Genomic DNA, 21,653 nt, shown 5'->3' on the forward strand with positions numbered 1-21,653 from the left:
ACCTGTATGCGGTTCAGTTCCACCGTCGCTCGCGTGTCCCCGCGTCCCGTGCGTGCGCGCGGGCGGCCCCAAGTACGGCTGACAGCCATACGGCAACGTGCCGCGGCACCTCGCCACCGGACGCCGATCCGGTGGTGCGGTGTCCGGCTTTCCCCGAGGAGACCACGGTCATGAACTGGACCACCAGCCGGCCGCCCGAGGCGCGCATCGCGGTGCGGGCCGGGGCGTTCGTCGCCGTACTCGCCTCGGGCGCGCTCGCGCTCACCGCGTGCTCCTCCGGCGGTTCCTCCTCCTCGGACGCGAAGTCCTCCGCGTCCGCCTCCGCGTCCGTGGCCGCCTCGGGCGGCGGGGGCGGGCAGGACATGGAGGCGTATCGGCAGTGCCTGTCGCAGCACGGTGTCAACCTGCCCACCTTCAAACGCCCTTCGGGCGGTGCGCGGCCCAGCGGCCGCCCCAGCGGTGACCCGAGCGGACGTCCCAGCGGCGGGTACCGCGGCGGTTTCGGCGGCGGCTTCGGCGGGATCGGCGGGGCCTCGCCCGACGCGGCCACCCAGAAGGCGCTCAAGGCGTGCGCCTCCAAGCAGCCGAAGTTCCCGGGCGGCGGCCCCGGCGGCGCCAACGGCGGGGCCGACGCCAGCGCGATCCAGGCGTTCACCAGTTGCCTCAAGGACCACGGCGTCACCCTCCCCACCCCCTCACCCGACGCGAGCCCCTCCGCCGGCAACGGCCGCGGCGGCTACGGCGGCTTCGGCGCCATCCGCAATCTCAACACCGCCGACCCGAAAACCGCCAAGGCCTACGCCACCTGCAAACCCCTCCTCCCCCAACGCCCCACCTCCACCCCCTCCTAGAACACCCGAAGTCGCCGTGCGGTGACCTCCGTACACCCCGCCCTCCCGTGAGGGGCGTCGCGCGGCCCCGGGGTGACGGACGGCAACTCGGGGGCGCGGGGCGGGTGGGCGGGCGGGGGTGGGGTTACCAGGCGAAGGATTCCGGGGCGGGGCCGGGGCTCGGGAAGATGGTGTCGAGTTCGGCGAGGAATTCCGGAGTGAGGGTCAACTCGGATGCGCGGAGGGCGGATTCGAGGTGGTGCGGGGTGCGCGGGCCGACGATGGGGCCGGTGACGCCGGGGCGGGTGAGCAGCCAGGCGAGGGCGACCTCGCCGGGCTCGACCGCGTGCTTGTCGCAGAGCGCTTCGTACGCCTCGACCTGTGCGCGGACCGCCGGTTTCGCCAGGCCCGCGCCGGAGCGGCCGACGGAGGTACGGGACCCGCCGCCCTCGCGCTCCTTGCGCAGCGCCCCGCCCAACAGCCCCTGGTGCAGGGGCGACCAGGGGATGACGCCGAGCCCGTACGCCTGCGCCGCGGGGATCACGTCGGTCTCGGCGCTCCGCTCGAAGAGGTTGTAGAGGCACTGCTCGCTGACCAGGCCGAGCGAACCGCGCCGGGCCGCTGCTTCGTTGGCCTGGGCGATGTGCCAGCCGGCGAAGTTGCTGGACCCGGCGTAGAGGATCTTGCCCTGCCGCACCAGGACGTCGATCGCCTGCCAGATCTCCTCCCACGGTGTCGCGCGGTCCACGTGGTGGAACTGGTAGACGTCGATGTGGTCGGTACGCAGCCGCCTGAGGCTCGCCTCCACCGCGCGGCGGATGCCCAGCGCGGAGAGCCGGTCGTGGTTGGGCCACGCCCGGTCGAACAGCGTCGAGCCGTCGTTCGTGTCGTTCAGGTAGACCTTCGTGGCCAGCACGACCTTGTCCCGACGGCCACCGCCCCGGGCGAGCCAGTTCCCGATGATCTCCTCGGTGTAGCCCTTGTTCTCGTCCACGCCGTAGACGTTCGCGGTGTCGAAGAAGTTCACCCCCGCGTCGAGGGCCGCGTCCATCAGCGCATGGCTTCCCTCTTCCGTCACTTCCTCGCCGAAGTTCATGGTTCCGAGTACGACCCGGCTCACTCTGAGCCCCGTCCGACCGAGCTGCACGTATTCCATGGCGCCAGCGAACACCTTGGAGCGCACTCGATGGCAAGCCCCCGCGTACGGGACCGGCGTACGGGTACGGGCGTACGGGACCGGCGTACGGGCACGGGTTCGGCGTACGGGTTCGGCCCGGCGCCGGCCGACGGGGGCCGGGCCGGGCCGAGCCGGAGCGACGGGTCAGGTGCGGTCGTTGTGACGGGCCCACACGAGGGCGGCGGCCGCCGCCGCGGACAGGGTCGCCGCCGCGACCGCGGGGGCGTAGGAGCGGACGGCGGACACGGCGGTCGCGGCGGACGCGGACACGGACCTGGACGCCGGTCCGGACGCTGATCCGGCGGCGGGGGAGGCAGCGGCCTCGGCGTCCGGCGCGGCCTCCGGCACGGATACGGGCGCGGCCGGGATCTCCGCACGGTGGGAGCCTGACCCCGCGGAGAGCTCCGCCGCGCCGTCGGGCCCGCCCGTCGAGCCCCCCGGCAGCCGGGACTTGACGCTGCTCGCCGCCTGCGCGGCCCTCGTCCGGGTCCGGTCCTCCGCCGACCGCAGCCGGCCCGCGGTGTCCCGCGCCTTCGCCTTCGCCCGGGACGTGACGTCCACCTTGGCGGCGAGTTCCTCGACGGTCTGGCCCAGCGCCTCGCGGGTCTCGGCGATCTGCCGTTCGAGTTCGGCGAGGTGGGGGTCGGTACGGGGCGTCATCGCTTGGCCCTCTCCTTCAGGATCACCAGGTCCTGGTGAACGCTGTCCACGGTCTCCCCCGGCACGGGTGGCACCGCCCGCTTCACCTCACCGCGGCCGATGAGCGCCGCGATCCCGGCGATGAGCAGCAGCCCGCCCGCCACGATCAGCGCGGACGCCCACAGCGTCAGCGGCATCGCGATCGCGGCGATCGCGGCCGTGATCAGGGCGGCGAGGGCGAAGAACGCCATCAGCCCGGCCGCGCCGAACAGCCCACCGCCGATCCCGGCCCGCTTGCCCTTCTGCGTCAGTTCGGCCTGCGCCAGCTTCAGTTCCTGTCTGACCAGGTCGGAAAGCTGCTCGGTGCCCTCCTTGACCAGTGTGCCCACCGACCTGGCGGACCCGTTCGCATGCGCCACGACCTTCACCTCCGGCTCCAGGGAGTTGTCCTGCCCGGGTTGCCCGTATTCGCGAACGGAAACATGCGAGCGGATCGAACCCGCGAACCCGCGAACCCGCGAACCGCCCGGGCGCCCGGGCGCCCTACCCCCGAGGCGGCGCGGCGGCCCGCACCAGCGCCCGCGCCAGCTCCGCACTCCCCGCCAGCGTGTCGACCCCGAGCGTGTCGACCGCGAGCGGCTGCGTCGCCAGCGCACCCTCGTGCAGCACGAGCAGCCGCGTGGCAAGGGTGTCGGGCTCCGCGCACCCGGCCTCCGCGGCGAGGCCCCTGAACAGGTCCAGCAGCCAGAGCTTCTGCTCCGCGGCGACCCGGTGCGCGGGATGCGCGGGGTCCGGAAGCTCGGCGAGCGCGTTGACGAACGCGCAGCCGCGGCGGTTGGTCCCGCTCCAGGTCCGCAGCGCGTCGAAGGGTGCGGTGACGGCTCGGACCGGGTCGTCGCAGGCGTCGACGGCGGCGACGACCAGCGACCGCCAGCGCCGGTCGCGCTCCGCGAGGTAGGCCGCCACGAGGTGGTCCTTGGAGCCGAACCGGTTGTACAGGGTCCGCTTGGTCACGCCCGAGCGCTCGGCGATCAGGTCCACGCCGACCGCCGTGATCCCGCGGTCGTAGAACAGCTCCTCGGCCGCCGCCACGATGCGGCGGCCGGCCGGTGTCATGGGCCGCGTCTCCGGCATCGGGCGCTCCTTCACTGATCGGTGTAGCTGAGCGGTGTACCGTGGGTCGAAGTTCACAGATCAGTATACCTGCGAGGAGGTTCAGGCGATGGGTGTTCCCGAGCGGATGCGCGCGGTGCGGATCGCACGGCACGGAGGGCCGGAGGTCCTCGAACCGGTGGAGGTGGCCGTGCCCGCCCCGAAGGCCGGGGAGGTGCTGGTCCGGGTCGGCGCGGTCGCGCTGAACAACACCGACCTGTGGACCCGGGAGGGCGCCTACGGCCGCCCGGGAGACCCGAAGGCGGCGGCGGGCTGGCGCGGCCCGATCGACTTCCCGCGCATCCAGGGCGCCGACGTGGCCGGCCGGGTCGTGGCGGTCGGCGCCGGCGCGGACGAGCGCCTGATCGGCCGCCGGGTGGTCGTCGACCCGGCGATCTACGACGGTGACGGCCCGGACGCGAACCCGGTGGGCCTGATGGGCAGCGAGCGCGACGGCGGGTACGCCGAGTACGTGACCGCGCCGGCCGAGCGGGTGCACGACATGACGGAGTCCCCGCTCACGGACGACCAGCTCGCGACGCTGCCGACCGCCTACGGCACGGCGCTGGGCATGATCGAACGGGGCCGGCTGGGCGCGGGCGAGACCGCCCTCGTCTCGGGGGCCTCCGGCGGTGTCGGTCTCGCGCTGGTGCAGCTCGCCCGGGCGCGCGGCGCGCGGGTGCTCGCCGTCAGCAGCGGGCCCAAGATCGACGCGGTACGCGCGGCGGGTGCCCACGAGGTCGTCGACCGCGCACGGGACGTCGCCGGGCAGGTCCGCGCCGCCGCCCCGGAGGGCGTCGATGTCGCACTCGACGTCGTCGCCGGTGAACTGGTGGGCGAGGGACTGCCGTTGCTGCGCGAGGGCGGCCGGTGGGTGGTGGCCGGCGCGCTCGGCGGGTACGACGTGACCTTCGACGTGCGCCGTCTCTACCTGCACAACACGCGGCTGATCGGCTCCTCGATGCACACGCCCGCGCACTTCGGGCTCCTGATGGACCTGGCCCGGCGGGCCGCGATCCGGCCCGTCGTCGCGGCGACCTTCCCGCTGGACCAGGCGGCTCGGGCCCAGGAGGAACTGGCCCGCAGGGGGCACGTGGGGAAGATCGTGCTGCACCCGTAGGGGCCCGGACCGGGCACCCACATCGCGGAAAGTGAAAATCGTTACCAGGTATGGTGTTGCGCGATTCCGGGCGTACGCTCATCTGTGGGGGGCGAATCGGGACAAACCGATGGTGTAGATCGAGGTGGGCATATGGCGCTGTACAGCTCTGAGACGACCCATCGAAGGGCCCTTGTGCTGAGCGAGGTCGCCGCGGACGGGGCGAGCGGGCTCTCCCGCGTCCTGCGGCGGGCCTCCTCCGGGGACGAGGACGCGGCGGCGATCACCGTATCCGCCCTCGTCCGCTCGGTCCGACCGCTCACCGCGCTCGACGCGCACGAATTCCTGCGACGCGCACACATCCGTGAGACCGACCTCGCCGGTGACATCAGCCCCGGCCAGCGGGTCGCGCTGGTGTCCGTGGTCGACCGTTTCTCCCATCTGCATCCGCCGCGCTTGTAAGCGGCGCTTCTCCACCGGAGGAGGCCCCGCCGCTACCTGCGCCCGCACCGGTCCAGGTGCCGTCGCCGTCCACGTCATCGGTGGCGCACGCGACCACCGCCGCGCGGGCCGCGGCCAGCGAGGCGGCGGCCTGCGCGCGGTGCCCGGCCAGGTGCGGCACGAGGTCCGCGAGCGTCGACTCGGCGCTGATCACCCGGACGTTCGCGTCGGCCACCCCCTGCTTGCCGAAGTACGCCCGCAGGTAAGGCGTCTGGAAGTCGTACGCGGCGCGGGGCGTGCCCGGCCGGTAGCTGCCGCCACGGGTGGCGACCACCACGACCCGCGTGGCGGCGAGCAGTGGCGCCCGGGTGCCCGGGGCGGTGAAGGCGCCGGGGAAGCTCACCCGGTCGATCCACGCCTTGAGCAGCGCGGGCACCGTGTAGTTGTACATCGGCGCGCCGATCAGCACGGTGCCGGCCGCCAGCACGTCGTCGATCAGCGGCCGGGTCAGCGCCCATGCGCGCCGCTCGGCCGGGTCCCCGATCAGCGCGGCCACGCCGTCCGGCGGGCAGAACCCGTGCCTCTCCACCCGCCGGCCGAGCGCGCAGTAGGCGCTGTCCAGCGGCGGCACCGGATCGGCGGCGAGATCGCGGTACCGGTACTCGTACTGGAGACCGGCCGCGTCGTGCCGCGCCCGCCAGGTCCGCGCGAACAGGGCGGTCAGCCGCCTGCTGACCGAGCCGTCGGAACCGTCGGCACCGGAGTCCAGGTGCAGCAAGGACGCCCTCACGTCTTCCGTCACTACGTCTCCCGTCACTTTCGCCGTGTCGTCTTCGTCAGGAGCAGTGACGGATCAGGGCGCGGAAAGGGGACCGGTGACCGAGTACGGCGGCGAGCGGGTGGAGCGGGTGGAGCGGGGCGAGCGGGTGGCGGCAGCGGAGCAGGGTGAACCGGCGGAAGCGGCCGGGCCCGTGGAAGCGGCCGGGCCCGCGGACCCGGAGGCACTGGCGGAGCGGTTCGAGGCGCGCCGCCCCCTCCTGCACGCCGTCGCCCACCGGATGCTCGGCTCCGCGAGCGAGGCCGAGGACGCCGTGCAGGAGACATGGCTGCGCCTGGGCCGTACCGACGTCGCCGACGTGGCGAACCTGTCCGGCTGGCTGCGTACGGTGGTGACCCGGATCTGCCTCGACATGCTGCGTGCCCGCGGCTCGCGGCGCGAGGACCTGACCGAGCAGCACGCCTTCGACGAGGTTCCGGGCCCCGCGCGCGGCGGCGGCAGCGGCCGGCCGGAGGACGAGGCGGTGCTCGCGGACGCCGTGAGCGGCGCGCTCCTCGTGGTGCTGGACACCCTGGACCCGGACGAGCGGATCACGTTCGTGCTGCACGACGTGTTCGCCGTGCCCTTCGAGCAGATCGCGCCCCTGGTGGCGCGTACGCCCGGCACCACCAAGAAGCTGGCCAGCCGTGCGCGCCGCAAGGTGCGCGGCACCCCCGCCGTCCCGGCGGAGGAACTCGCCCGCCGGCGCCGGGTCGTCACCGCGTTCCTGTCGGCGATGCGGGCCGGTGACCTCGACGCGATCCTCGCCGTGCTCGCCCCCGACGTGGTGCGCCGCACCGATCCGATCGCGCTCGCACCCGGGGCGGCGGCGGTGGTACGCGGGGCGCGGGCCGTCGCCGAGGGCACCGCCCTCCTCGCCCACCGGGCGCGGTACGCCGAGCCGGCCCTGGTCGACGGCGCGGTGGGGATCGTGGTGGCCCCGCACGGCCGGCTGCTGCTCGCCCTGACCGTCGCCTTCGCGGACGACGGCCTGATCGCCGGGTACGAGGTGATCGCCGACCCGGACCGGCTGCGCCGGCTGGACCTGGCGGTTCTCGACCTGGCCGTGCTCGACCCCGGCGGGCTCGACGGGGGCGGGCCGGGCGACCCCTGGTGACCGGTCGCGGGCGGCCCGGCTCGTAGGCTCGGGGCATGGAACAGCGCGTATTGGGCCGGACCGGCCGGGAAGTGTCCGTGGTGGGGCTGGGGACGTGGCAGCTGGGGGCCGACTGGGGGGAGGTGCGGGAGGAGGACGCGGTGGCGGTGCTGGACGCGGCCGTGGCGTCCGGGGTGACCTTCTTCGACACCGCGGACGTCTACGGCGACGGGCGCAGCGAGCAGCTCATCGGGCGCTACCTGAAGGCGCACCCCGAGCTGGACGTGTTCGTCGCCACGAAGATGGGGCGCCGCGCCGACCAGCTCCCGGAGAACTACAACCTCGACAACTTCCGTGCGTGGAACGACCGTTCGCGCGCGAACCTCGGGGTGGACACCCTCGACCTGGTGCAGCTGCACTGCCCGCCGACCGCCGTCTACTCCACCGACGCGGTCTTCGACGCGCTGGACACGCTCGTCGCCGAGAAGCGCGTCGCGAACTACGCGGTCAGCGTGGAGACCTGCGCCGAGGCGCTCGCGGCGATCGCCCGGCCGGGCGTGGCGAGCGTGCAGATCATCCTCAACGCGTTCCGGCTCAAGCCGCTGGAGGAGGTGCTGCCGGCGGCGGCCGAGGCGGGGGTCGGCATCATCGCCCGGGTGCCGCTGGCGTCCGGGCTGCTCAGCGGCAAGTACACCCGCGAGACGGTGTTCGCGGCGAACGACCACCGCACGTACAACCGGCACGGTGAGGCGTTCGACCAGGGCGAGACGTTCTCCGGGGTCGACTTCGCGACCGGGCTCCAGGCGGCCGCGGAGTTCGCCGAGCTGGCGCCCGAAGGCGCCACACCCGCGCAGACCGCGTTGCGGTGGGTCGTCCAGCAGCCCGGGGTGACCTCGGTCATCCCGGGAGCGCGGTCGGTGGAACAGGCCCGGGCGAACGCGGCGGCTGCGGAGTTGCCGGAGTTGCCGGAGGAAGTGGTGGGCGGGGTGAGGGAGTTGTACGAGCGGAGGGTGCGGGAGCAGGTTCACGGGCGTTGGTGAGCGGACCCTCCGGGGTGGGTGGTGCTGTCGGTTGAGGGACCACCTTCCGGTGGGGGGTTCTCGCGCCGTTCCCCGCGCCCCTGGGTTCGTTGCGGGTACTCCTTGAAAAGAAGCTCCCCTGTCGGGGGTGGTGATGCTTGTTTGGGGATCACCGGTCGGCGGGGGTTGCTCGCGCAGTTCCCCGCGCCCCTGGGTATGCGACGGCCCTTCCTTGAAAAGAAGCTGTTGCCCTTGCGGTTTGTGGGCTGGTTTGGGGTTCGCGCATGGGGCGCCCGGGGTTGCCTGATGCGGTGGTGGGGGCACTACGGTCGGGTGGGTGACGACGTTTACCGAGAGTCAGCCTGAGTTTCCGGGGGCCGCGGGCCCGTATGCCACCACGGAGGCGGAGCCGAGGGGGGTGGGTCGGGTGCGGATGGAGTACGCGCCGGTGCATGACGGGGACCCTGATCCGGGGGAGATCGTGTGGACGTGGGTCCCGTATGAGGAGCGGGACGGGCGGGGGAAGGACCGGCCGGTTCTGGTGGTGGCGCGGGAGGAGGGCGGCACGTTGCTCGCGGTGCAGCTCACCAGCAAGCGGCATGACGGCGGGGACTGGCTCGCACTCGGGGCGGGGCCGTGGGACCGGGAGGGGCGCGACTCGTGGGTCGTGCTCGACCGCGTGCTGAGGCTGTACGAGAAGGGGATGCGGCGGGAGGCGTGCGCGCTGGACCGCGGGCGGTTCAACCTGGTCGCCAACCGGCTCCGCGAGCTCTACGGGTGGGCCTGACCCCCAGGTGTCCCGGTGCCGTCGGCGCCGGGACCACCTGGCGGTGGCGTCAGGACTTCTGAGCGGGCTCCGCCTCGTCCGAGGTCTCGTCCTCCGAGGTGTCGGGCCCCGCGTCGTCCTTGGCGGCGTCCTCGTCCGTGGACGTGGCCTCCGCGTCGGCGTCCTCGGCCGACTCCGGGGCGGTCTCCTCGGCTTCTTCCGGCTCTTCCTCGGCCTCGAAGTAGGTGTCGAGGACCGTGTCGAGCCGGCTGGTCCACTCCTTGAGCAGGCCCCGCGAGGTCGCCTCGACCTGCGCGTCGTACCACCGGCGCTCAGGCGTGTACACGGTCACCGAGAAGCGCCGCCCGAACCGCGGAGTGTCGATCTCCACCGCGGCGATCTCGTCCCAGGTGAACTCCGCTTCCTCCTCGTCAAGGCGGAAACGCACCCCCACCCGGTCCGCGACGATCGCACCGCGCCGGTCCGAGACGTCGAACACGGGGCCGTCGTCGTCGCCGTCCCCCGCGTCCTCGTCCTTCTCCGCGGCTTCCGTGTCCTCCGCCTCGGCGTCGTCCTCCGCCTCGACCTCAGCGTCCGCCTCGGGCTCCACCTCCGGCTCGGCCGTCGGTTCCGCCTTCAGTTCCGCTTTCGGCTCCTCGGGAGCCTCCGCCTGCTCCGGTACGGCGTCGGCCGTCCCGTCCGCGTCGGAGCGCGGCGGGGTCAGGCCGGGCACGTACGCCGGGTCGAGGCCGGCGGCGGGCACGGACGGGGTGATCGAACCTATGCGCTGCTGCTCCACGGCAAGCAGTATGGCCGATGAAGCTGTGTCGGCAATCGCCGAACCACATAACAACATGGCAGCCCTTGTGTTTATGCCGCCCCAGGGTCCGAATTGCCCCAAAGGTCGACTATTGCCGTATAGCCAACCACCCACAGAACCCCATCCACGAAGTACCCGAGCCAACCCAGGGGCGCGGGGAACTGCGCGAGCAACCCCCGCCGACCGGTGATCCCCAAACAAGCATCACCACCCCCGACAGGGGAGCTTCCTTTCAGGGAGTACCCGCAGCTGACTCAGGGGCGCGTGGGGGCACCTCCCAGGCGAAGCTCTGGGGGAGAACGGCGCGAGAACCCCCCACCGGCAGGTGGTCCCGGAACCGACAGCACCACCCACCCCGGAGGGTCCGCTCACCGAATGATCCGCGCTGCCCTCGCAGACTTCAGCCACGTCGGGAACTCCGCCATGAGCAGGTCGTACAGCTCGCCGTCGTCCCGTTGGCGGGGGTCGCGGCCGGCCGCGAAGAACCCCGCGTTGTCGATCGTGCGCCCCTTGAGCGTGTCGAGCCCTTGGAGGAACTTCAGGCCGCGCGGGCTGCCGAAGCCGACGAACTGCCAGAAGATCGGCAGCGTGGAGCACTCCTGGAGCAGCCGCTTGGTGGCGCCGCGGTCGAAGGGCTCGCCGTCGGTCTGGAAGACCACGTACGCCGGGTCGGTGGCGCCGCACCGCTGGTAGTGGTCGATCACCGCGCGCATCGCGGGGGAGTAACAGGTGCCGCCCCAGGGCAGTTTGCGCTGGAGCGCCTCGACCCGGCCGGTGTGGTTGTCCAGCGAGATCTCGGAGACGAGGTTGACCTGGCTGCCGAACACCACCACGGGCACCACACCGTCGTCGTCGAGGTTCGCGGACAACCCGAGCACCTGCTCGGCGAGGTGCTGCATGGTGCCGCTGCGGTAGTACGACTTCATGCTCGCGGAGTGGTCGAGGACGAGGTAGACCGCGGCGCGCTGACCGGTGATGCCCTGCTTCTGGAGGGAGATCCCGGCCTGCTTGTAGAGGTTGACCAGCGCGGGCGCGGCCTGCTCGACCTTCTCCAGGCTGATCGCGGGTGCCGGCGCGGGCGGGGGCGGGGGCGCCGAAGCTCGCACGGGCACGGGCACGGGCATAGGCGCAGGCATCGGCGGGGGAGCGGTCGGCGGAGCCGCGGGCGGTGGCGGTACGGGTGGCGCCCACGCGGGCGGCGGCGGCCCGAACGCCGGTGCGGGCGAAGGCATTTGCAGGGTGGGCGGCGCGAGCACGGCGTCGGGCACCGTGGGCGGCGACGGCGCGGGCTCCGCGGCGGCCACCGGGGCGGGCGAGGGAGCCGCGGCGGGTGCGTCGTCCACCGACACCCCGAAGTCCCGGGCCAGCCCGGCGAGTCCGTCGGCGTATCCCTGCCCGACCGCCCGCACCTTCCACCCGCCCGCCCGGCGGTAGAACTCGGCGAGCACCACGACGGTCTCGCCGAGCCGGCACGGCGGTGGCTCGAAAGTGACCAGCCGGTCGCCCGAGGTGACGCCGAGGCGCAGGCCGCTGCCGCTGTCGAAGACCGTGCCGGGCTCGTCGGCGTCGACGCTGACCACGACCGCGACCGTGTGCACGGCGGCCGGCACGAGGGCCAGTTCGACGCCGATGGCCCGCCCCTGCACGGTGACGCCGTCCTGCGCCGGGTGGTTGTAGAAGACCAGGTCCGTGTCGCCGCGCACCTTGCGGTCCTCGGCGAGCAGCACCGCCGACACGTCGACGGCGGTGCCGGTCGCGGTGACCTCGGCGCGGGCCCGGCCGCCGTCGAGGGCCGTGTTGCCGCCCGGTGTGAGTGCGATGGCGCCGGCCATGGCCTGCCTCCCCCTGCTGCGTGGTCTGGAGCGTCCCATTCTTGTCGCACCGGGCGCCGGACGGACCGTTGAGACGCGGATTATGTGATGATCGCGCGATGCGGACGACAGTGACCTCGCGGAGACCGCGGCGCGTGAGGACGGCGGTGGCGGCGCTGGCGGTGGCCGGAACCGCGGTGGTGGCGGCCGGCTGCGGGACACAGAGCGGCAGCGGCGCGTCGATGCCGGCGCCGGCGGGCACGGGCGACTTCAGGGTGCACGCCGACACCCTCCCGCCGGGCATCTCCGGCGGCACCGGCGTCCCGTCGTACGGTGTGCCGCCGACCGGCGGGCCCGGTGCCACCACCTCGGCACCCCCCGCCGGCCCCTGTCCCGCCTCGGGTCTGCGGGTGGGCGTCGAAGCGACGGACGCGGCGACGGGGCTGCGCCAGACCACGGTCACCCTCACCAACTGCGGGGCCAAGTCCCTTGCCGTCGGCGGCTATCCGAAGCTGCGGCTGCTGGACGACCACGGCCGTACGGTGGAGGTCCGGGTGCACCACGGCGACGACATCGTCGACAGCGTCACCGACCCCGGGCCGGCCACGACGACCCTGCGCCCCGGCCGGCAGCTCATCGCGATCCTGGCCTGGCGGAACACCTACACCGAGTCGAACGACCCCCCCGCGCTCGCCACCACCCTGGAGTTCACCGTCGCGGGCGCCAAGCAGCGCGTCCCGCTCCACGTCGACCTCGGCAACACCGGCAAGCTCGACGTCACCGCCTGGTACGTCCACAAGTGATCCGCCGGGCACGGCGAAGGCGGCCCTGACCCTCGGTCAGGACCGCCTCGGCGCGGGACGCCCGCTGCTCGCGCGGGTGTCGGCTACTCGACGTCCACCCAGTCCAGGGTGCGCTCGACCGCCTTCTTCCAGCCCTTGTAGCCGGTGTCGCGCTGCTCGTCGGACCACTGCGGCTGCCACCGCTTCGACTCGTGCCAGTGCTCGCGCAGCTCGTCGGTGTCGCGCCAGAAGCCGACCGCGAGACCGGCCGCGTACGCGGCGCCGAGCGCGGTGGTCTCGGCGACCACCGGGCGGCTGACCGGCACGCCGAGGATGTCCGCCTGGGTCTGCATGCACAGGTCGTTGGCGGTGACACCGCCGTCGACCTTGAGCACGTCCAGGTGCACCCCGGAGTCCTGCTCCATCGCCTCGACCACGTCGCGGCTCTGGTAGCACATCGACTCCAGCGTCGCCCGGGCCAGGTGGCCGTCGGTGTGGAAGCGGGCCAGGCCGACGATCGCGCCGCGGGCGTCGGAACGCCAGTACGGCGCGAACAGCCCGGAGAACGCGGGCACGAAGTAGATGCCGTCGCTGCCGTCCACGGTCTTGGCCAGCCGCTCGCTCTCCGGCGCGGCCTTGATGATGTGCAGCTGGTCGCGCAGCCACTGCACGGCCGAGCCGGTCACCGCGATCGAGCCCTCCAGCGCGTAGACCGCCGGGGCGTCGCCGAACTTGTAGGCGACCGTGGTGAGCAGGCCGTGCTCGCTGCGCACCGCCTCCGTACCGGTGTTGAGCAGCAGGAAGTTGCCGGTGCCGTAGGTGTTCTTCGCCTCGCCGGGGGCGAAGCACACCTGGCCGACGGTGGCCGCCTGCTGGTCGCCGAGCACGCCGCAGATCGGCACCTCCTGCGAGAGCGGCCGGGAGGTGCGGGTCTTGCCGTACGCCTCGGAATGCGAGGACGGGTTGATCTTCGGCAGCATCGACCGCGGGATGCCGAAGATGCCCAGCAGTTCGTCGTCCCAGTCCAGCGTCTCCAGGTCCATCAGCATGGTGCGGCTGGCGTTGGTGACGTCGGTGGCGTGGATGCCGCCGTTGGGGCCGCCGGTGAGGTTCCACAGCACCCACGAGTCGGTGGTGCCGAAGATCGCGTTGCCCTGCTCGGCGGCCTCGCGCAGCCCGTCGACGTTCTCCAGCATCCACTTGATCTTGCCGCCGGAGAAGTACGTGGCCGGCGGCAGACCGGCCCGCTGCCGGATCAGGTCGCCGTGGCCGTCGCGCTCCAGCGCCTTGGCGATGGAGTCGGTGCGGGTGTCCTGCCAGACGATCGCGTTGCCGTACGGCCGCCCGTTGCGCGGGTCCCACACCACCGCGGTCTCGCGCTGGTTGGTGATGCCGATGGCGGCCAGGTCGGCCGCGGTGATCCCGGCGTTGCGCACCGCGGTCTGGATGACCACGTTGGTGCGCTCCCAGATCTCGGTCGGGTCGTGCTCGACCCAGCCGGGGCGCGGCAGGTACTGGGTGTGCTCCAGCTGGTGCCGGGCCACCTCGTTGCCGTCGTGGTCGAAGATCATGAACCGGGTGCTGGTGGTCCCCTGGTCCACCGCGCCGACGAAGTCCGCCATGGCTAGCTGCCTCTCCTGGATCTGCTGGAGCTCCTGGGTCAACGAACATGTGGGGCAGCCGAGTCGCCTCGGCTGCCCGGGCTCACGTGCGTGGGATCGGCCCCGCGGGACCGGTCCTGCGGGATCAGCCCCGCGGGACCGGTCCTACGGGGTCAGCTCTGCGGGATCGGGGTGCGGCCCTCGGGCTCCGGCGCCGCGCCCGGCAGGAAGCGGCCGACGAAGAGCTTGTAGGCGACGCCGCCGACGAGGCCGCCGACCAGCGGGCCGACGATCGGCACCCAGAAGTAGAGATTGCCCCACTCGTCCCGCCACGCGTGGCGGTAACCGGTGATGTAACTCGCCAGCCGGGGCCCGAAGTCACGGGCCGGGTTGATCGCGTATCCCGCGTCCGTACCGAACGCCATGCCGATCGCGACGACCACCAGGCCGATGATGAACGGGCCCATGTTCGCGCCGGGCGGGTTGTTGAGCAGGTCGGTCAGGGCCAGGATCAGGATCAGCAGGATCGCGGTGCCGATCACCTGGTCGCGGAACGCGCCCCACTCGTGCACGCCGGCGGCGGGGTTACCGTTGCCCGGCAGGGTGGAGAAGATGAACTGGGTCTTGATGGTGTGGCCGGGGTCGGCCCGCGCGAGTACTTCGGTGTAGTTCCAGCGCACCAGCAGCGCGGCGCAGAACGCGCCGAGGACCTGGGCCGCCATGTACGGCGCGACCTTCCTCCAGGGGAATCCCTTGAAGGTCGCGAGGGTCAGCGTCACAGCCGGGTTGAGGTGGGCCCCGCTGAGCCGGGCCGCCAGGTAGACGCCCAGCGTCACGCCGAGTCCCCAGGCCCAGGAGATGCTGTCGTGATTTCCCAGACCGCCCGGGGGCGTGGTCAGGGCTCCACCGGCGACGACCTGGGCGACCACGCCGATGCCGAAGAGGAGAAGGATCAGGGTGCCGGCGAACTCCGCGGACAACTCGCCGATCAGCCCTGAGCCGCGTGAACGTGGCGCCATGTCAGCCTGCTTCCCGCCGGTCGTACCGGACCGGCTCTGGCTCGTATTCGCATTTCTGCTCCTACTCAAGGAAGCACGGTGGAAACGGGCTGGCGCGTATGGATGGGCCGTTCAGGGGAGCGCGCTGCGCCGGGCTGCGGGAAGGGCGTCCGGCGCTGTAGAGGTGGCCCCGCGCCGGTCCTGGTGAGGCGGTCCTAGTGCGGGGGTGGGGGAAGGGTGCTGGGGCTGGGCGGGGGCTCGGGCCAGACGAGGAGGACGGGGCAGGGGGCGTGGTCGACGATGAAGCGGCTGTGCGGGCCGAGGCTGTGGGGGCCGAGGCGGGTGTGGTCGCCGTCGCGGGCCAGGACGAGGAGGGCGGCGTCCTCCGCTTCGGCGACGATCTCGCGTTCGACCCGGCCGGTGCGCTGGAGGGTGGTGCAGGGGCGGGCCAGGCGGGCGGCGGCTTCGGCGAGGAGCGCCTGGCCGGCGGAGGTGGCCTGTTCGGACAGTGCGAGGCCGGGGTCGCGGGCCGGGCGGCCGCGGCCGAGCAGTCCGGCGAACGCGCCGTGGGCGGCGCCGGCCACCTCCGGTTCCGGCACGTGCACCAGGACGATGTCGGCGCTGTCGGACGCGTGGCTGCGGACCGCGTCCACGCAGGCCGGCCAGGTGCCCTCGACGATCCAGGCGACCACGGTCTCGGCGCCGCCGGCCCGGTGAGCGCGGCCCGGCTCCGGAGGTTCGTACGGTTCGTGCGGGACGGACGGCGGGCGGGGTTCGCGCGGCCGGCCGGGTCCACCGGGTCCACCGGGTCCACCTGGCCCGTCCGGTCCGCCCGGGCCCCGGGGACCCGGCCGATGCGGGGGCGGCGGCGGGGGCGTTGGCATGGGGGTCACCCTCCGATCACGGTCAACGAGAGCCACAGTGCCACCACGGCGACCAGCAGCGAGGCAGGCACGGCGATCGCGCCGAGGCGGGTGAACTCGCCGAGGTCCACCTCGGCTTCGTGGGCCCGCACGATACGCCGCCACAGCAGGGTGGCGAGAGACCCCGCGTAGGTGAGGTTGGGACCGATGTTGACGCCGAGCAGGACGGCGAGCACCGCGCCCGCGCCGTGCGGCGCGGTCAGCGGGAGCAGGACCAGGACCGCGGGGAGGTTGTTGATCAGGTTCGCCAGCACCGCGGCCAGTGCGGCGAGCGCGAGCAGCGCGGGCAGTCCGGTGCCGCCGGGTACCGCGTGGCCGAGCGCCGAGCCGAGCCCGTGGTCGACCAGCGCGCGGACCACGATGCCGAGCGCGAGCACGAAGGCGAGGAAGGGGACAGCGGCCGACCGGACCAGGGCGCCGGGGGTGGTCCGGCGCCGGACCAGGGCGCGTACGGCGAGTACCGCGGCCCCGGCGAAGGCCGCCCACGCCGGGTTGACGCCGAGCAGCGAGGCCACCACGAAACCGGCGAGCGTGCAGCCGACCGTGGCGAGGGCGAACCGGGGCAGCGGGGGCCGGTCGTCGGACTGCTGCGGGTGCGCGCCGGCGGCCAGGTCGGTGCCGAAGAACCGCCGCAGCACCACGTACTCCACGCCGATCGCGGCCAGCCACGGCAGCGCCATCAGCGCGGCGAACCGGGTGAAGCTCAACCCGCTGGCGGCCAGGGCGAGCAGGTTGGTGAGGTTGGAGACCGGCAGCAGCAGGGACGCGGTGTTGGACAGGTGCGTGCAGGCGTAGACGTGCGGTTTGGGGCGGGCGCCCAACCGGGCGGCCGTCGCGAAGACCACCGGGGTGAGCAGCACGATGGTCGCGTCCAGGCTGAGCACCGCGGTGATCACCGAGGCGAGCACGAAGACCTGCCCGAGCAGGCGGTAGGGGCTGCCGCCGGCCGCGCTCGCCATCCAGCCGCCGCACGCGGTGAACAGCCCCTCCTCGTCGCAGAGTTGGGCCAGCACCAGGACCGCGGCGAGGAACCCGATCACCGGGCCGAGCTGCTGCGCCTCGGCCCGCGCGTGGTCCAGGGAGATCGCCCCGGTGCCGATCAGTACGGCGGCGGCCGGCACCGCGACGGCCGCCTCGGGCAGGCCCCACGGGCGCACCACCGCGCAGCCCAGCACGAGGACGAGCAGGACGGCGCTGAGCGTTTCGGCGGCGGCGCTGTTCATCGGGCGGTGTTCATACGGAGGCGTTCATGGGGTGAGGTGCGGCCTTCCTGTCGCCGGGGAGCGCGGCGGTCGTCGGTGGTCGTGGCGGGCGTGGCGTTCGTATGCGTCGTACGGGTCGTACGGGTCCGGCGCCGGCGGGGGACCGGGCGGACCCGACTGCCAGTGTGAGGGGTGCCGGCCGTGACAGGCGGATACGCCGGCCGCATGCCGCGCGTGCCGTGGTGCACGGGTGCCGTGTGCCGGGCGGAAATGGTGCACGCGTGCCGTGGTGCGGTGCGGGCGCGCCGCCGTACGGTCGAGGTGGTCGGCGGTCCGCGTGAACGGGGGAGTCCGCGTACGGGGGAGGGGACCGCCGGCCGGTCGCGCGGGCTCGCCGGGGGAGGGGGATCGCCGACCGTCCGCACCGCCTCGTGGGTATCGCGCCCGGGGCGGTGCGCGTGCGTGCGCTCTTCTTGGACGCGGTGCGTGCGGCTTAGGGTGGAGGTTGACGACCCGCCGCGCGGGGCCGTTGTCGTCGGCGGGTGGGGACGGTCGTCCGGGGGGCCGGACCCGGTGCCGGCTTGCGGTCGTGTGCGGTTCGCCCTCCACCGACCCCGGGAACCCGCGTGCTCACTCTCCACGACCTCGTCGCCGTGCCCGATTTCGGGTTGACCCTTGTCTCCGGCGACGGTGGTGCCGAGGTGGAGCAGGTGCTGGTTCCGGCCGACCCGGACGCGGAGTGGGGCGGCACGCCGATGGAGCGGGCGCTCGTGGTCGCCGACCCCGGCCGGATCGGCCGCCCGGACCGGCTGGCGCGGGCCCTCGCGGAGGGCGGCGCGGCCGGGCTGGTGCTGGCGGGCACCGATGCCGGCACCGACACCGGCACCCGCGTCGACCCCGGCATTGACCCCGGCACTGACCCCGGCTTTCTCCCCGGCACCGCGGGCCCGCCGGCCGAGCAGCCGGCGGCGGCTGCCGAGACTGCCGTCGCGGCGGCCGTCGCCTCGGCTGTCGCGGCCGCCGGAGTGCCGGTGCTGGCCGGCCCGCACCCGGTCGCCGCCTGGCGTGAACTGGCCCCACGCGTATCGGCGATGGGCGCCGACGCGGTACGGCGCGGGCACGCCCGGCTGGCCGGTCTGCTGGACCGGCTGCCGGTGCCCGGTGCCGACGAGCGCTCGACCGTGCGGAAGTTGGCCGGCTACCTTGCCGAGGCGCTCGACGCGCGGGTGCTGGTGCACGCCGACGGGGAGGTGCTCGCCGCCGAGCCCGCGAGCGCCGCCGCCGCGCTCGCCCCGCTGCTCGGCACGCCTCCGGGCAGCCGGCAGCCCACCGCGGCGGGCGACTTCGCGCAGACCGTCATGCTCGCCCCGGCCGGCGACGCGATGCTCGTGGTCGCCACCGCGGAGCCCGCGCCCGACCGGGTCCTGGTCGCGTACACCGCCAAGGCGCTCCGGCTGGCCGTCGCGGGGCTGCGCGAGCGGCGCGTGAACGGGGCGGTCGGCGACGCGCTGCGCGGGGTGCGGCTGTCCGCGTTCCAACTCTTCATGACCGGGCACGCCGTGGCCGCGCAGCGCGTCGTGGCGGGTATCGAGGGCTCGTTGATGGACAGCGACACCGCGCGGGTGTTCATCCTCGACTGCGCCCGGGCGGCCCGCGACACGGTGCTCGCCGAGGCCGAACACACCCTCGCCGAGCAGGCGTTGGCCATCCGCTGCCCCGCCTACCGGCGGCACCTGATCTTCCTCGCGCCGCACCGCACCAGCGCCCGGGCGGAGGAGGGCCTGCACCGGCTGATGGATACCTTCGCCGATGCCCGCGTGCTGCTCGGCGGCAGCCTCGCCCACCCGCTGGACGACGTCCCCGACGCCTACGGCGAGGCGCTGGACTGCCTGACCCGGGCCGGCCGCAACCCCGACCGGATCGCGATGGCCACCCGCAGCACCGGCATCGTCGACGTGCTCGCCCCCGACGCCGCGCTCGCCTGGGCCACCCACCTGCTGCGGCCGGTACTGGCGATGCCGCGCGGCGGCGGGCAGATCCTCGAAACCACCGCGATGGCCGTCGAGTTCGAGATGTCCGCGACCGCGCGGGTGATCGGGGTGCACCGCAACACCGTCACCCGCCGGGTCAGGCAGGTGTTCGACGCGGTCGGGCTCGACCAGGACGCCATCCTCGACCGGGTGGTGCTGTCGCTGGCCGCGCAGATCGTGGCGCGGTACGGCAGCGCCGACCGCGGCGGGCGCGACGCGGACGCGGGCACCGTGCCCGACCTGCACACCCTGCTCTCCGAACCCGCGCTGCGGGCCTGGGCGGAGAAGGTGCTGCGGCCGCTCGCCGACGACCGCCGCGACCTGCTGCGCACCGTACGGGAGTGGGTGCGGCACGGCTGCCGGTACGAGCCGGCCGCGGCGTCGCTGGGGATCGCGGCGAAGACGGTGCGGTCGCGGATCAGGGCGGCCGAGCCGCTGCTGGAGCGGGACCTGATCGGGGAGTTGCCGCTGGTGCCCGGCGAGAGCGAGCACCGGTTGGCCAGCGTCCGGCCGCTGGCGGTGGCCCTCTACGCCACCACCGGGCCGGGCATACCCCGGCCGCCCCTTCCCGGCGGGCGGGCCTGAGCGGTGGGTCGGCCTGGGCGGCGCGGCCGGCTCGGAGCTTCGGCAGGGCACTCCGGCATGGCATGGATAGGTAAATTCCGCCGCCCGGCTGCCGTCCCGTCGACCGGGTGGGGCACACTGTGCTCCTTGACACCGAGACCGTCGCAGGGGCGGGCACTCCAGGGGGAAGGCGAACCACCATGATCATTTGGGGTACCAGAAGTTACATCTACCAGCTGGCGATGATCACGCTGCTCTGCGGGCGGTGCGGCAACCCGTCCGCCCACGCGCTGCGCCGGCGGGTCATGAAGTTCACCCTGTTCTTCATCCCGCTGTTCCCGATCAGCTCCAAGTACTCCACGCAGTGCACCTTCTGCGGTGCGCAGACGGCGGTGCCGAAGGAGCAGGCCGAGCAGCTCCAGGCGCAGATCGCCGCGTCGCCGCAGCCGGCGCCGCCCGCCGGCCAGCCGGTGCCGCCGCAGGGCGCGAACCCGTACCAGAGCTGAAGCGCCCGGCGTACGGGCCGACGTCGTTCGCCCCGGGGCCACGGACTCCTCGTCCGGGACCCGGGGCGCTGGTGTGTCCGGGGCGGGACGGGACAGAGCGGGACCGGAGGGGACCGGGCGGAACCGGACCGGACCGATGAGTTCCGCGGGTCCGGGTGGTCTGCCCTGGGTGAGACATCGGACCGTGCCGTGCGGAGTGCGGTCGCGGAACCAACGAGGGAGTCACCCATGACGGACGACGCAGTGCGGATGGTCGACCTGGGGCCGGCCGCGGCCCGGGTCGCGGCGCTTGCCGAGGGCGTCGGCGACGATCAGCTCGCCGCGCCGACGCCCTGTCCCGACAGCGCGGTACGCAACCTCCTCGGCCACGTCATCGGCCTCAGCCAGGGGTTTCGCGCCGCGGGCCGCAAGGAGTTGGGCGCCGCCACCTCGACACCGCCCTTCACCACCGTTCCCGACATCGACGACGAAGGCGCCTGGCGGGCGGAGTTGCCCGCGGCGCTGGACGAGCTGGCCGCCGCCTGGCGGGAGCCGGCCGCCTGGACCGAGATGACCCAGGTGGGCGGCGTGACCCTCCCCGCCGCCCAGGCCGGTGTGGTCGCGCTCAACGAACTGGTCGTCCACGGATGGGACCTGGCCCGCGCGACCGGCCAGGACTACCAGCCCACCCCGGAAGAGCTCGCCACCTGCCGCGACTTCCTCGCCCCCTCCGCCGCCGACCGCCCCGCCGGCGGCCCCTTCGGCCCCGCCCTCCCCTTCCCCCCGACCGCCCCCCTCCTCGACCAACTCATCGCCCTCAGCGGCCGCTCCCCCTCCTGGCGCCCCTGACCACCCCACCCATCCCGCACGGGGCGCTGTGTCACCGCCGGGTGCCGCCCCCCGGGGGGCGGGGAACTGCGCGCTCAGCCGTCGTGGTGGCGCGCTGTGGCCCGGGGCTTGAGCATGTGCGGCGGGGTGGTGAGCCACCGGCAGGTGCTGTGTAGGGGCGCGGGGAACTGCGCGCTCAGCCGTCGTGGTGGCGCGCTGTGGCCCGGGGCTTGAGCGTGCGCGGCGGGGTGGTGAGCCACCGGCAGGTGCTGTGTAGGGGCGCGGGGAACTGCGCGCTCAGCCATCGTGGTGGCGCGCTGTGGCCCGGGGCCTGAGCCTGCGCGGCGGGGTGGTGAGCCACCGGCAGGTGCTGTGTAGGGGCGCGGGGAACTGCGCGCTCAGCCGTCGTGGTGGCGCGGTGTGGCCCGGGGCTTGAGCGTGCGCGGCGGGCCGGGGGACCGTGGGTTCGGCTCGTGCCGGCGGGGGCCGTGGCACGGGGTGGGGGCCGCGGGTTGGCGGGGGTCGGCAACACGGGGGTGTCGGACTGGTGCGGGGTTTGTTACAGACCTGTGG

Annotated in this window: 20 protein-coding genes; 9 read left to right on the top strand and 11 right to left on the bottom strand. The window is 73.8% G+C overall.

Features of this window, described 5'->3' with window-relative positions:
- Window positions 1–170: 170 nt before the first annotated feature.
- Complete coding sequence (locus ACIPAE_RS02035; RefSeq protein ID WP_366411843.1) at window positions 171–851, top strand: hypothetical protein; 681 nt, start codon at window positions 171–173, stop codon at window positions 849–851.
- 124 nt (window positions 852–975) lie between these two features.
- Here the strand turns inward: ACIPAE_RS02035 and ACIPAE_RS02040 are convergent, their stop codons facing one another.
- The 4 genes from ACIPAE_RS02040 to ACIPAE_RS02055 form a co-directional block, all read right to left on the bottom strand.
- Entirely contained in the window at window positions 976–1,986 is a 1,011-nt protein-coding gene (locus ACIPAE_RS02040; protein ID WP_366411846.1) for an aldo/keto reductase, read from the bottom strand.
- A gap of 165 nt (window positions 1,987–2,151) precedes the next feature.
- Window positions 2,152–2,667: a DUF3618 domain-containing protein gene (locus ACIPAE_RS02045; RefSeq protein ID WP_402442287.1), complete on the bottom strand. Its 516-nt coding sequence runs from the start codon at window positions 2,665–2,667 to the stop codon at window positions 2,152–2,154.
- Window positions 2,664–3,065, bottom strand: a complete 402-nt coding sequence (locus ACIPAE_RS02050) for a phage holin family protein (RefSeq protein ID WP_328466920.1) — start codon at window positions 3,063–3,065, stop codon at window positions 2,664–2,666. The genes ACIPAE_RS02045 and ACIPAE_RS02050 overlap by 4 nt, the downstream gene beginning before the upstream one ends.
- Before the next feature lie 124 nt (window positions 3,066–3,189).
- A complete protein-coding gene (locus tag ACIPAE_RS02055; RefSeq protein ID WP_402442289.1) occupies window positions 3,190–3,780 on the bottom strand; it encodes a TetR/AcrR family transcriptional regulator in 591 nt (196 codons plus the stop codon).
- A gap of 88 nt (window positions 3,781–3,868) precedes the next feature.
- Here ACIPAE_RS02055 and ACIPAE_RS02060 point away from each other — a divergent pair, with 88 nt between their 5' ends.
- Complete coding sequence (locus ACIPAE_RS02060) at window positions 3,869–4,918, top strand: zinc-binding dehydrogenase (RefSeq protein ID WP_402442291.1); 1,050 nt, start codon at window positions 3,869–3,871, stop codon at window positions 4,916–4,918.
- A gap of 367 nt (window positions 4,919–5,285) precedes the next feature.
- Here the strand turns inward: ACIPAE_RS02060 and ACIPAE_RS02065 are convergent, their stop codons facing one another.
- Window positions 5,286–6,140 (bottom strand): FMN-dependent NADH-azoreductase, encoded by an 855-nt coding sequence (locus tag ACIPAE_RS02065; protein WP_402442293.1) that lies wholly within the window; start codon window positions 6,138–6,140, stop codon window positions 5,286–5,288.
- A gap of 169 nt (window positions 6,141–6,309) precedes the next feature.
- Here ACIPAE_RS02065 and ACIPAE_RS02070 point away from each other — a divergent pair, with 169 nt between their 5' ends.
- From ACIPAE_RS02070 to ACIPAE_RS02080, 3 genes are all read left to right on the top strand, one after another.
- Window positions 6,310–7,272, top strand: coding sequence for a sigma-70 family RNA polymerase sigma factor (locus ACIPAE_RS02070; protein ID WP_366411897.1), 963 nt, complete (start codon window positions 6,310–6,312; stop codon window positions 7,270–7,272).
- 35 nt (window positions 7,273–7,307) lie between these two features.
- Window positions 7,308–8,291 carry an aldo/keto reductase gene (locus ACIPAE_RS02075; RefSeq protein ID WP_366411851.1) on the top strand — a complete coding sequence of 328 codons (984 nt, stop codon included), beginning with the start codon at window positions 7,308–7,310 and terminating at the stop codon, window positions 8,289–8,291.
- Between the two features lie 316 nt (window positions 8,292–8,607).
- Window positions 8,608–9,057, top strand: a complete 450-nt coding sequence (locus ACIPAE_RS02080; RefSeq protein WP_329366756.1) for a type II toxin-antitoxin system PemK/MazF family toxin — start codon at window positions 8,608–8,610, stop codon at window positions 9,055–9,057.
- Window positions 9,058–9,106: 49 nt separating this feature from the next.
- On the opposite strand, the gene ACIPAE_RS02085 is transcribed toward ACIPAE_RS02080, so the two are convergent.
- Together ACIPAE_RS02085 and ACIPAE_RS02090 are read right to left on the bottom strand one after the other, a co-directional pair.
- Entirely contained in the window at window positions 9,107–9,835 is a 729-nt protein-coding gene (locus ACIPAE_RS02085) for a hypothetical protein (protein ID WP_402442296.1), read from the bottom strand.
- A gap of 389 nt (window positions 9,836–10,224) precedes the next feature.
- Window positions 10,225–11,688, bottom strand: coding sequence for a VWA domain-containing protein (locus ACIPAE_RS02090; protein WP_402442298.1), 1,464 nt, complete (start codon window positions 11,686–11,688; stop codon window positions 10,225–10,227).
- 134 nt (window positions 11,689–11,822) lie between these two features.
- Here ACIPAE_RS02090 and ACIPAE_RS02095 point away from each other — a divergent pair, with 134 nt between their 5' ends.
- Window positions 11,823–12,470 carry a DUF4232 domain-containing protein gene (locus ACIPAE_RS02095; protein ID WP_402442300.1) on the top strand — a complete coding sequence of 216 codons (648 nt, stop codon included), beginning with the start codon at window positions 11,823–11,825 and terminating at the stop codon, window positions 12,468–12,470.
- An 83-nt stretch (window positions 12,471–12,553) separates the two neighbouring features.
- Here the strand turns inward: ACIPAE_RS02095 and glpK are convergent, their stop codons facing one another.
- The 4 genes from glpK to ACIPAE_RS02115 form a co-directional block, all read right to left on the bottom strand.
- On the bottom strand, window positions 12,554–14,071 hold the full coding sequence (glpK, locus tag ACIPAE_RS02100) for a glycerol kinase GlpK (protein ID WP_329366750.1): 1,518 nt from the start codon (window positions 14,069–14,071) through the stop codon (window positions 12,554–12,556).
- Window positions 14,072–14,223: 152 nt separating this feature from the next.
- On the bottom strand, window positions 14,224–15,069 hold the full coding sequence (locus tag ACIPAE_RS02105) for an MIP/aquaporin family protein (protein ID WP_366411855.1): 846 nt from the start codon (window positions 15,067–15,069) through the stop codon (window positions 14,224–14,226).
- A 194-nt stretch (window positions 15,070–15,263) separates the two neighbouring features.
- On the bottom strand, window positions 15,264–15,740 hold the full coding sequence (locus ACIPAE_RS02110) for a universal stress protein (RefSeq protein ID WP_329366746.1): 477 nt from the start codon (window positions 15,738–15,740) through the stop codon (window positions 15,264–15,266).
- A gap of 197 nt (window positions 15,741–15,937) precedes the next feature.
- The gene (locus ACIPAE_RS02115) at window positions 15,938–17,194 is read right to left on the bottom strand and encodes an SLC13 family permease (RefSeq protein WP_366411857.1); all 1,257 of its coding nucleotides are present in this window, start codon (window positions 17,192–17,194) and stop codon (window positions 15,938–15,940) included.
- A 605-nt stretch (window positions 17,195–17,799) separates the two neighbouring features.
- Here ACIPAE_RS02115 and ACIPAE_RS02120 point away from each other — a divergent pair.
- The 3 genes from ACIPAE_RS02120 to ACIPAE_RS02130 all read left to right on the top strand — a co-directional run bounded on the left by ACIPAE_RS02120 (window position 17,800) and on the right by ACIPAE_RS02130 (window position 21,101).
- Window positions 17,800–19,788, top strand: coding sequence for a helix-turn-helix domain-containing protein (locus ACIPAE_RS02120; RefSeq protein ID WP_402442302.1), 1,989 nt, complete (start codon window positions 17,800–17,802; stop codon window positions 19,786–19,788).
- Window positions 19,789–19,967: 179 nt separating this feature from the next.
- Window positions 19,968–20,273, top strand: a complete 306-nt coding sequence (locus ACIPAE_RS02125) for a zinc-ribbon domain-containing protein (RefSeq protein WP_328466947.1) — start codon at window positions 19,968–19,970, stop codon at window positions 20,271–20,273.
- A gap of 228 nt (window positions 20,274–20,501) precedes the next feature.
- Window positions 20,502–21,101, top strand: a complete 600-nt coding sequence (locus ACIPAE_RS02130; protein WP_402442304.1) for a TIGR03086 family metal-binding protein — start codon at window positions 20,502–20,504, stop codon at window positions 21,099–21,101.
- Window positions 21,102–21,653 lie beyond the last annotated feature (552 nt).

This window comes from Streptomyces sp. NPDC087270 (assembly GCF_044744625.1).
Lineage (GTDB): Bacteria > Actinomycetota > Actinomycetes > Streptomycetales > Streptomycetaceae > Actinacidiphila.

Excerpts from the sequence above, each read along its gene's own strand:
- ACIPAE_RS02105 (WP_366411855.1), bottom strand. The coding sequence starts at position 15,069 with ATGGCGCCACGTTCACGCGGCTCAGGGCTGATCGGCGAGTTGTCCGCG.
- ACIPAE_RS02130 (WP_402442304.1), top strand. The coding sequence starts at position 20,502 with ATGACGGACGACGCAGTGCGGATGGTCGACCTGGGGCCGGCCGCGGCC.
- ACIPAE_RS02060 (WP_402442291.1), top strand. The coding sequence starts at position 3,869 with ATGGGTGTTCCCGAGCGGATGCGCGCGGTGCGGATCGCACGGCACGGA.
- ACIPAE_RS02075 (WP_366411851.1), top strand. The coding sequence starts at position 7,308 with ATGGAACAGCGCGTATTGGGCCGGACCGGCCGGGAAGTGTCCGTGGTG.
- glpK (WP_329366750.1), bottom strand. The coding sequence starts at position 14,071 with ATGGCGGACTTCGTCGGCGCGGTGGACCAGGGGACCACCAGCACCCGG.
- ACIPAE_RS02045 (WP_402442287.1), bottom strand. The coding sequence starts at position 2,667 with ATGACGCCCCGTACCGACCCCCACCTCGCCGAACTCGAACGGCAGATC.
- ACIPAE_RS02125 (WP_328466947.1), top strand. The coding sequence starts at position 19,968 with ATGATCATTTGGGGTACCAGAAGTTACATCTACCAGCTGGCGATGATC.
- ACIPAE_RS02055 (WP_402442289.1), bottom strand. The coding sequence starts at position 3,780 with ATGCCGGAGACGCGGCCCATGACACCGGCCGGCCGCCGCATCGTGGCG.
- ACIPAE_RS02040 (WP_366411846.1), bottom strand. The coding sequence starts at position 1,986 with ATGGAATACGTGCAGCTCGGTCGGACGGGGCTCAGAGTGAGCCGGGTC.
- ACIPAE_RS02035 (WP_366411843.1), top strand. The coding sequence starts at position 171 with ATGAACTGGACCACCAGCCGGCCGCCCGAGGCGCGCATCGCGGTGCGG.
- ACIPAE_RS02090 (WP_402442298.1), bottom strand. The coding sequence starts at position 11,688 with ATGGCCGGCGCCATCGCACTCACACCGGGCGGCAACACGGCCCTCGAC.
- ACIPAE_RS02115 (WP_366411857.1), bottom strand. The coding sequence starts at position 17,194 with ATGAACAGCGCCGCCGCCGAAACGCTCAGCGCCGTCCTGCTCGTCCTC.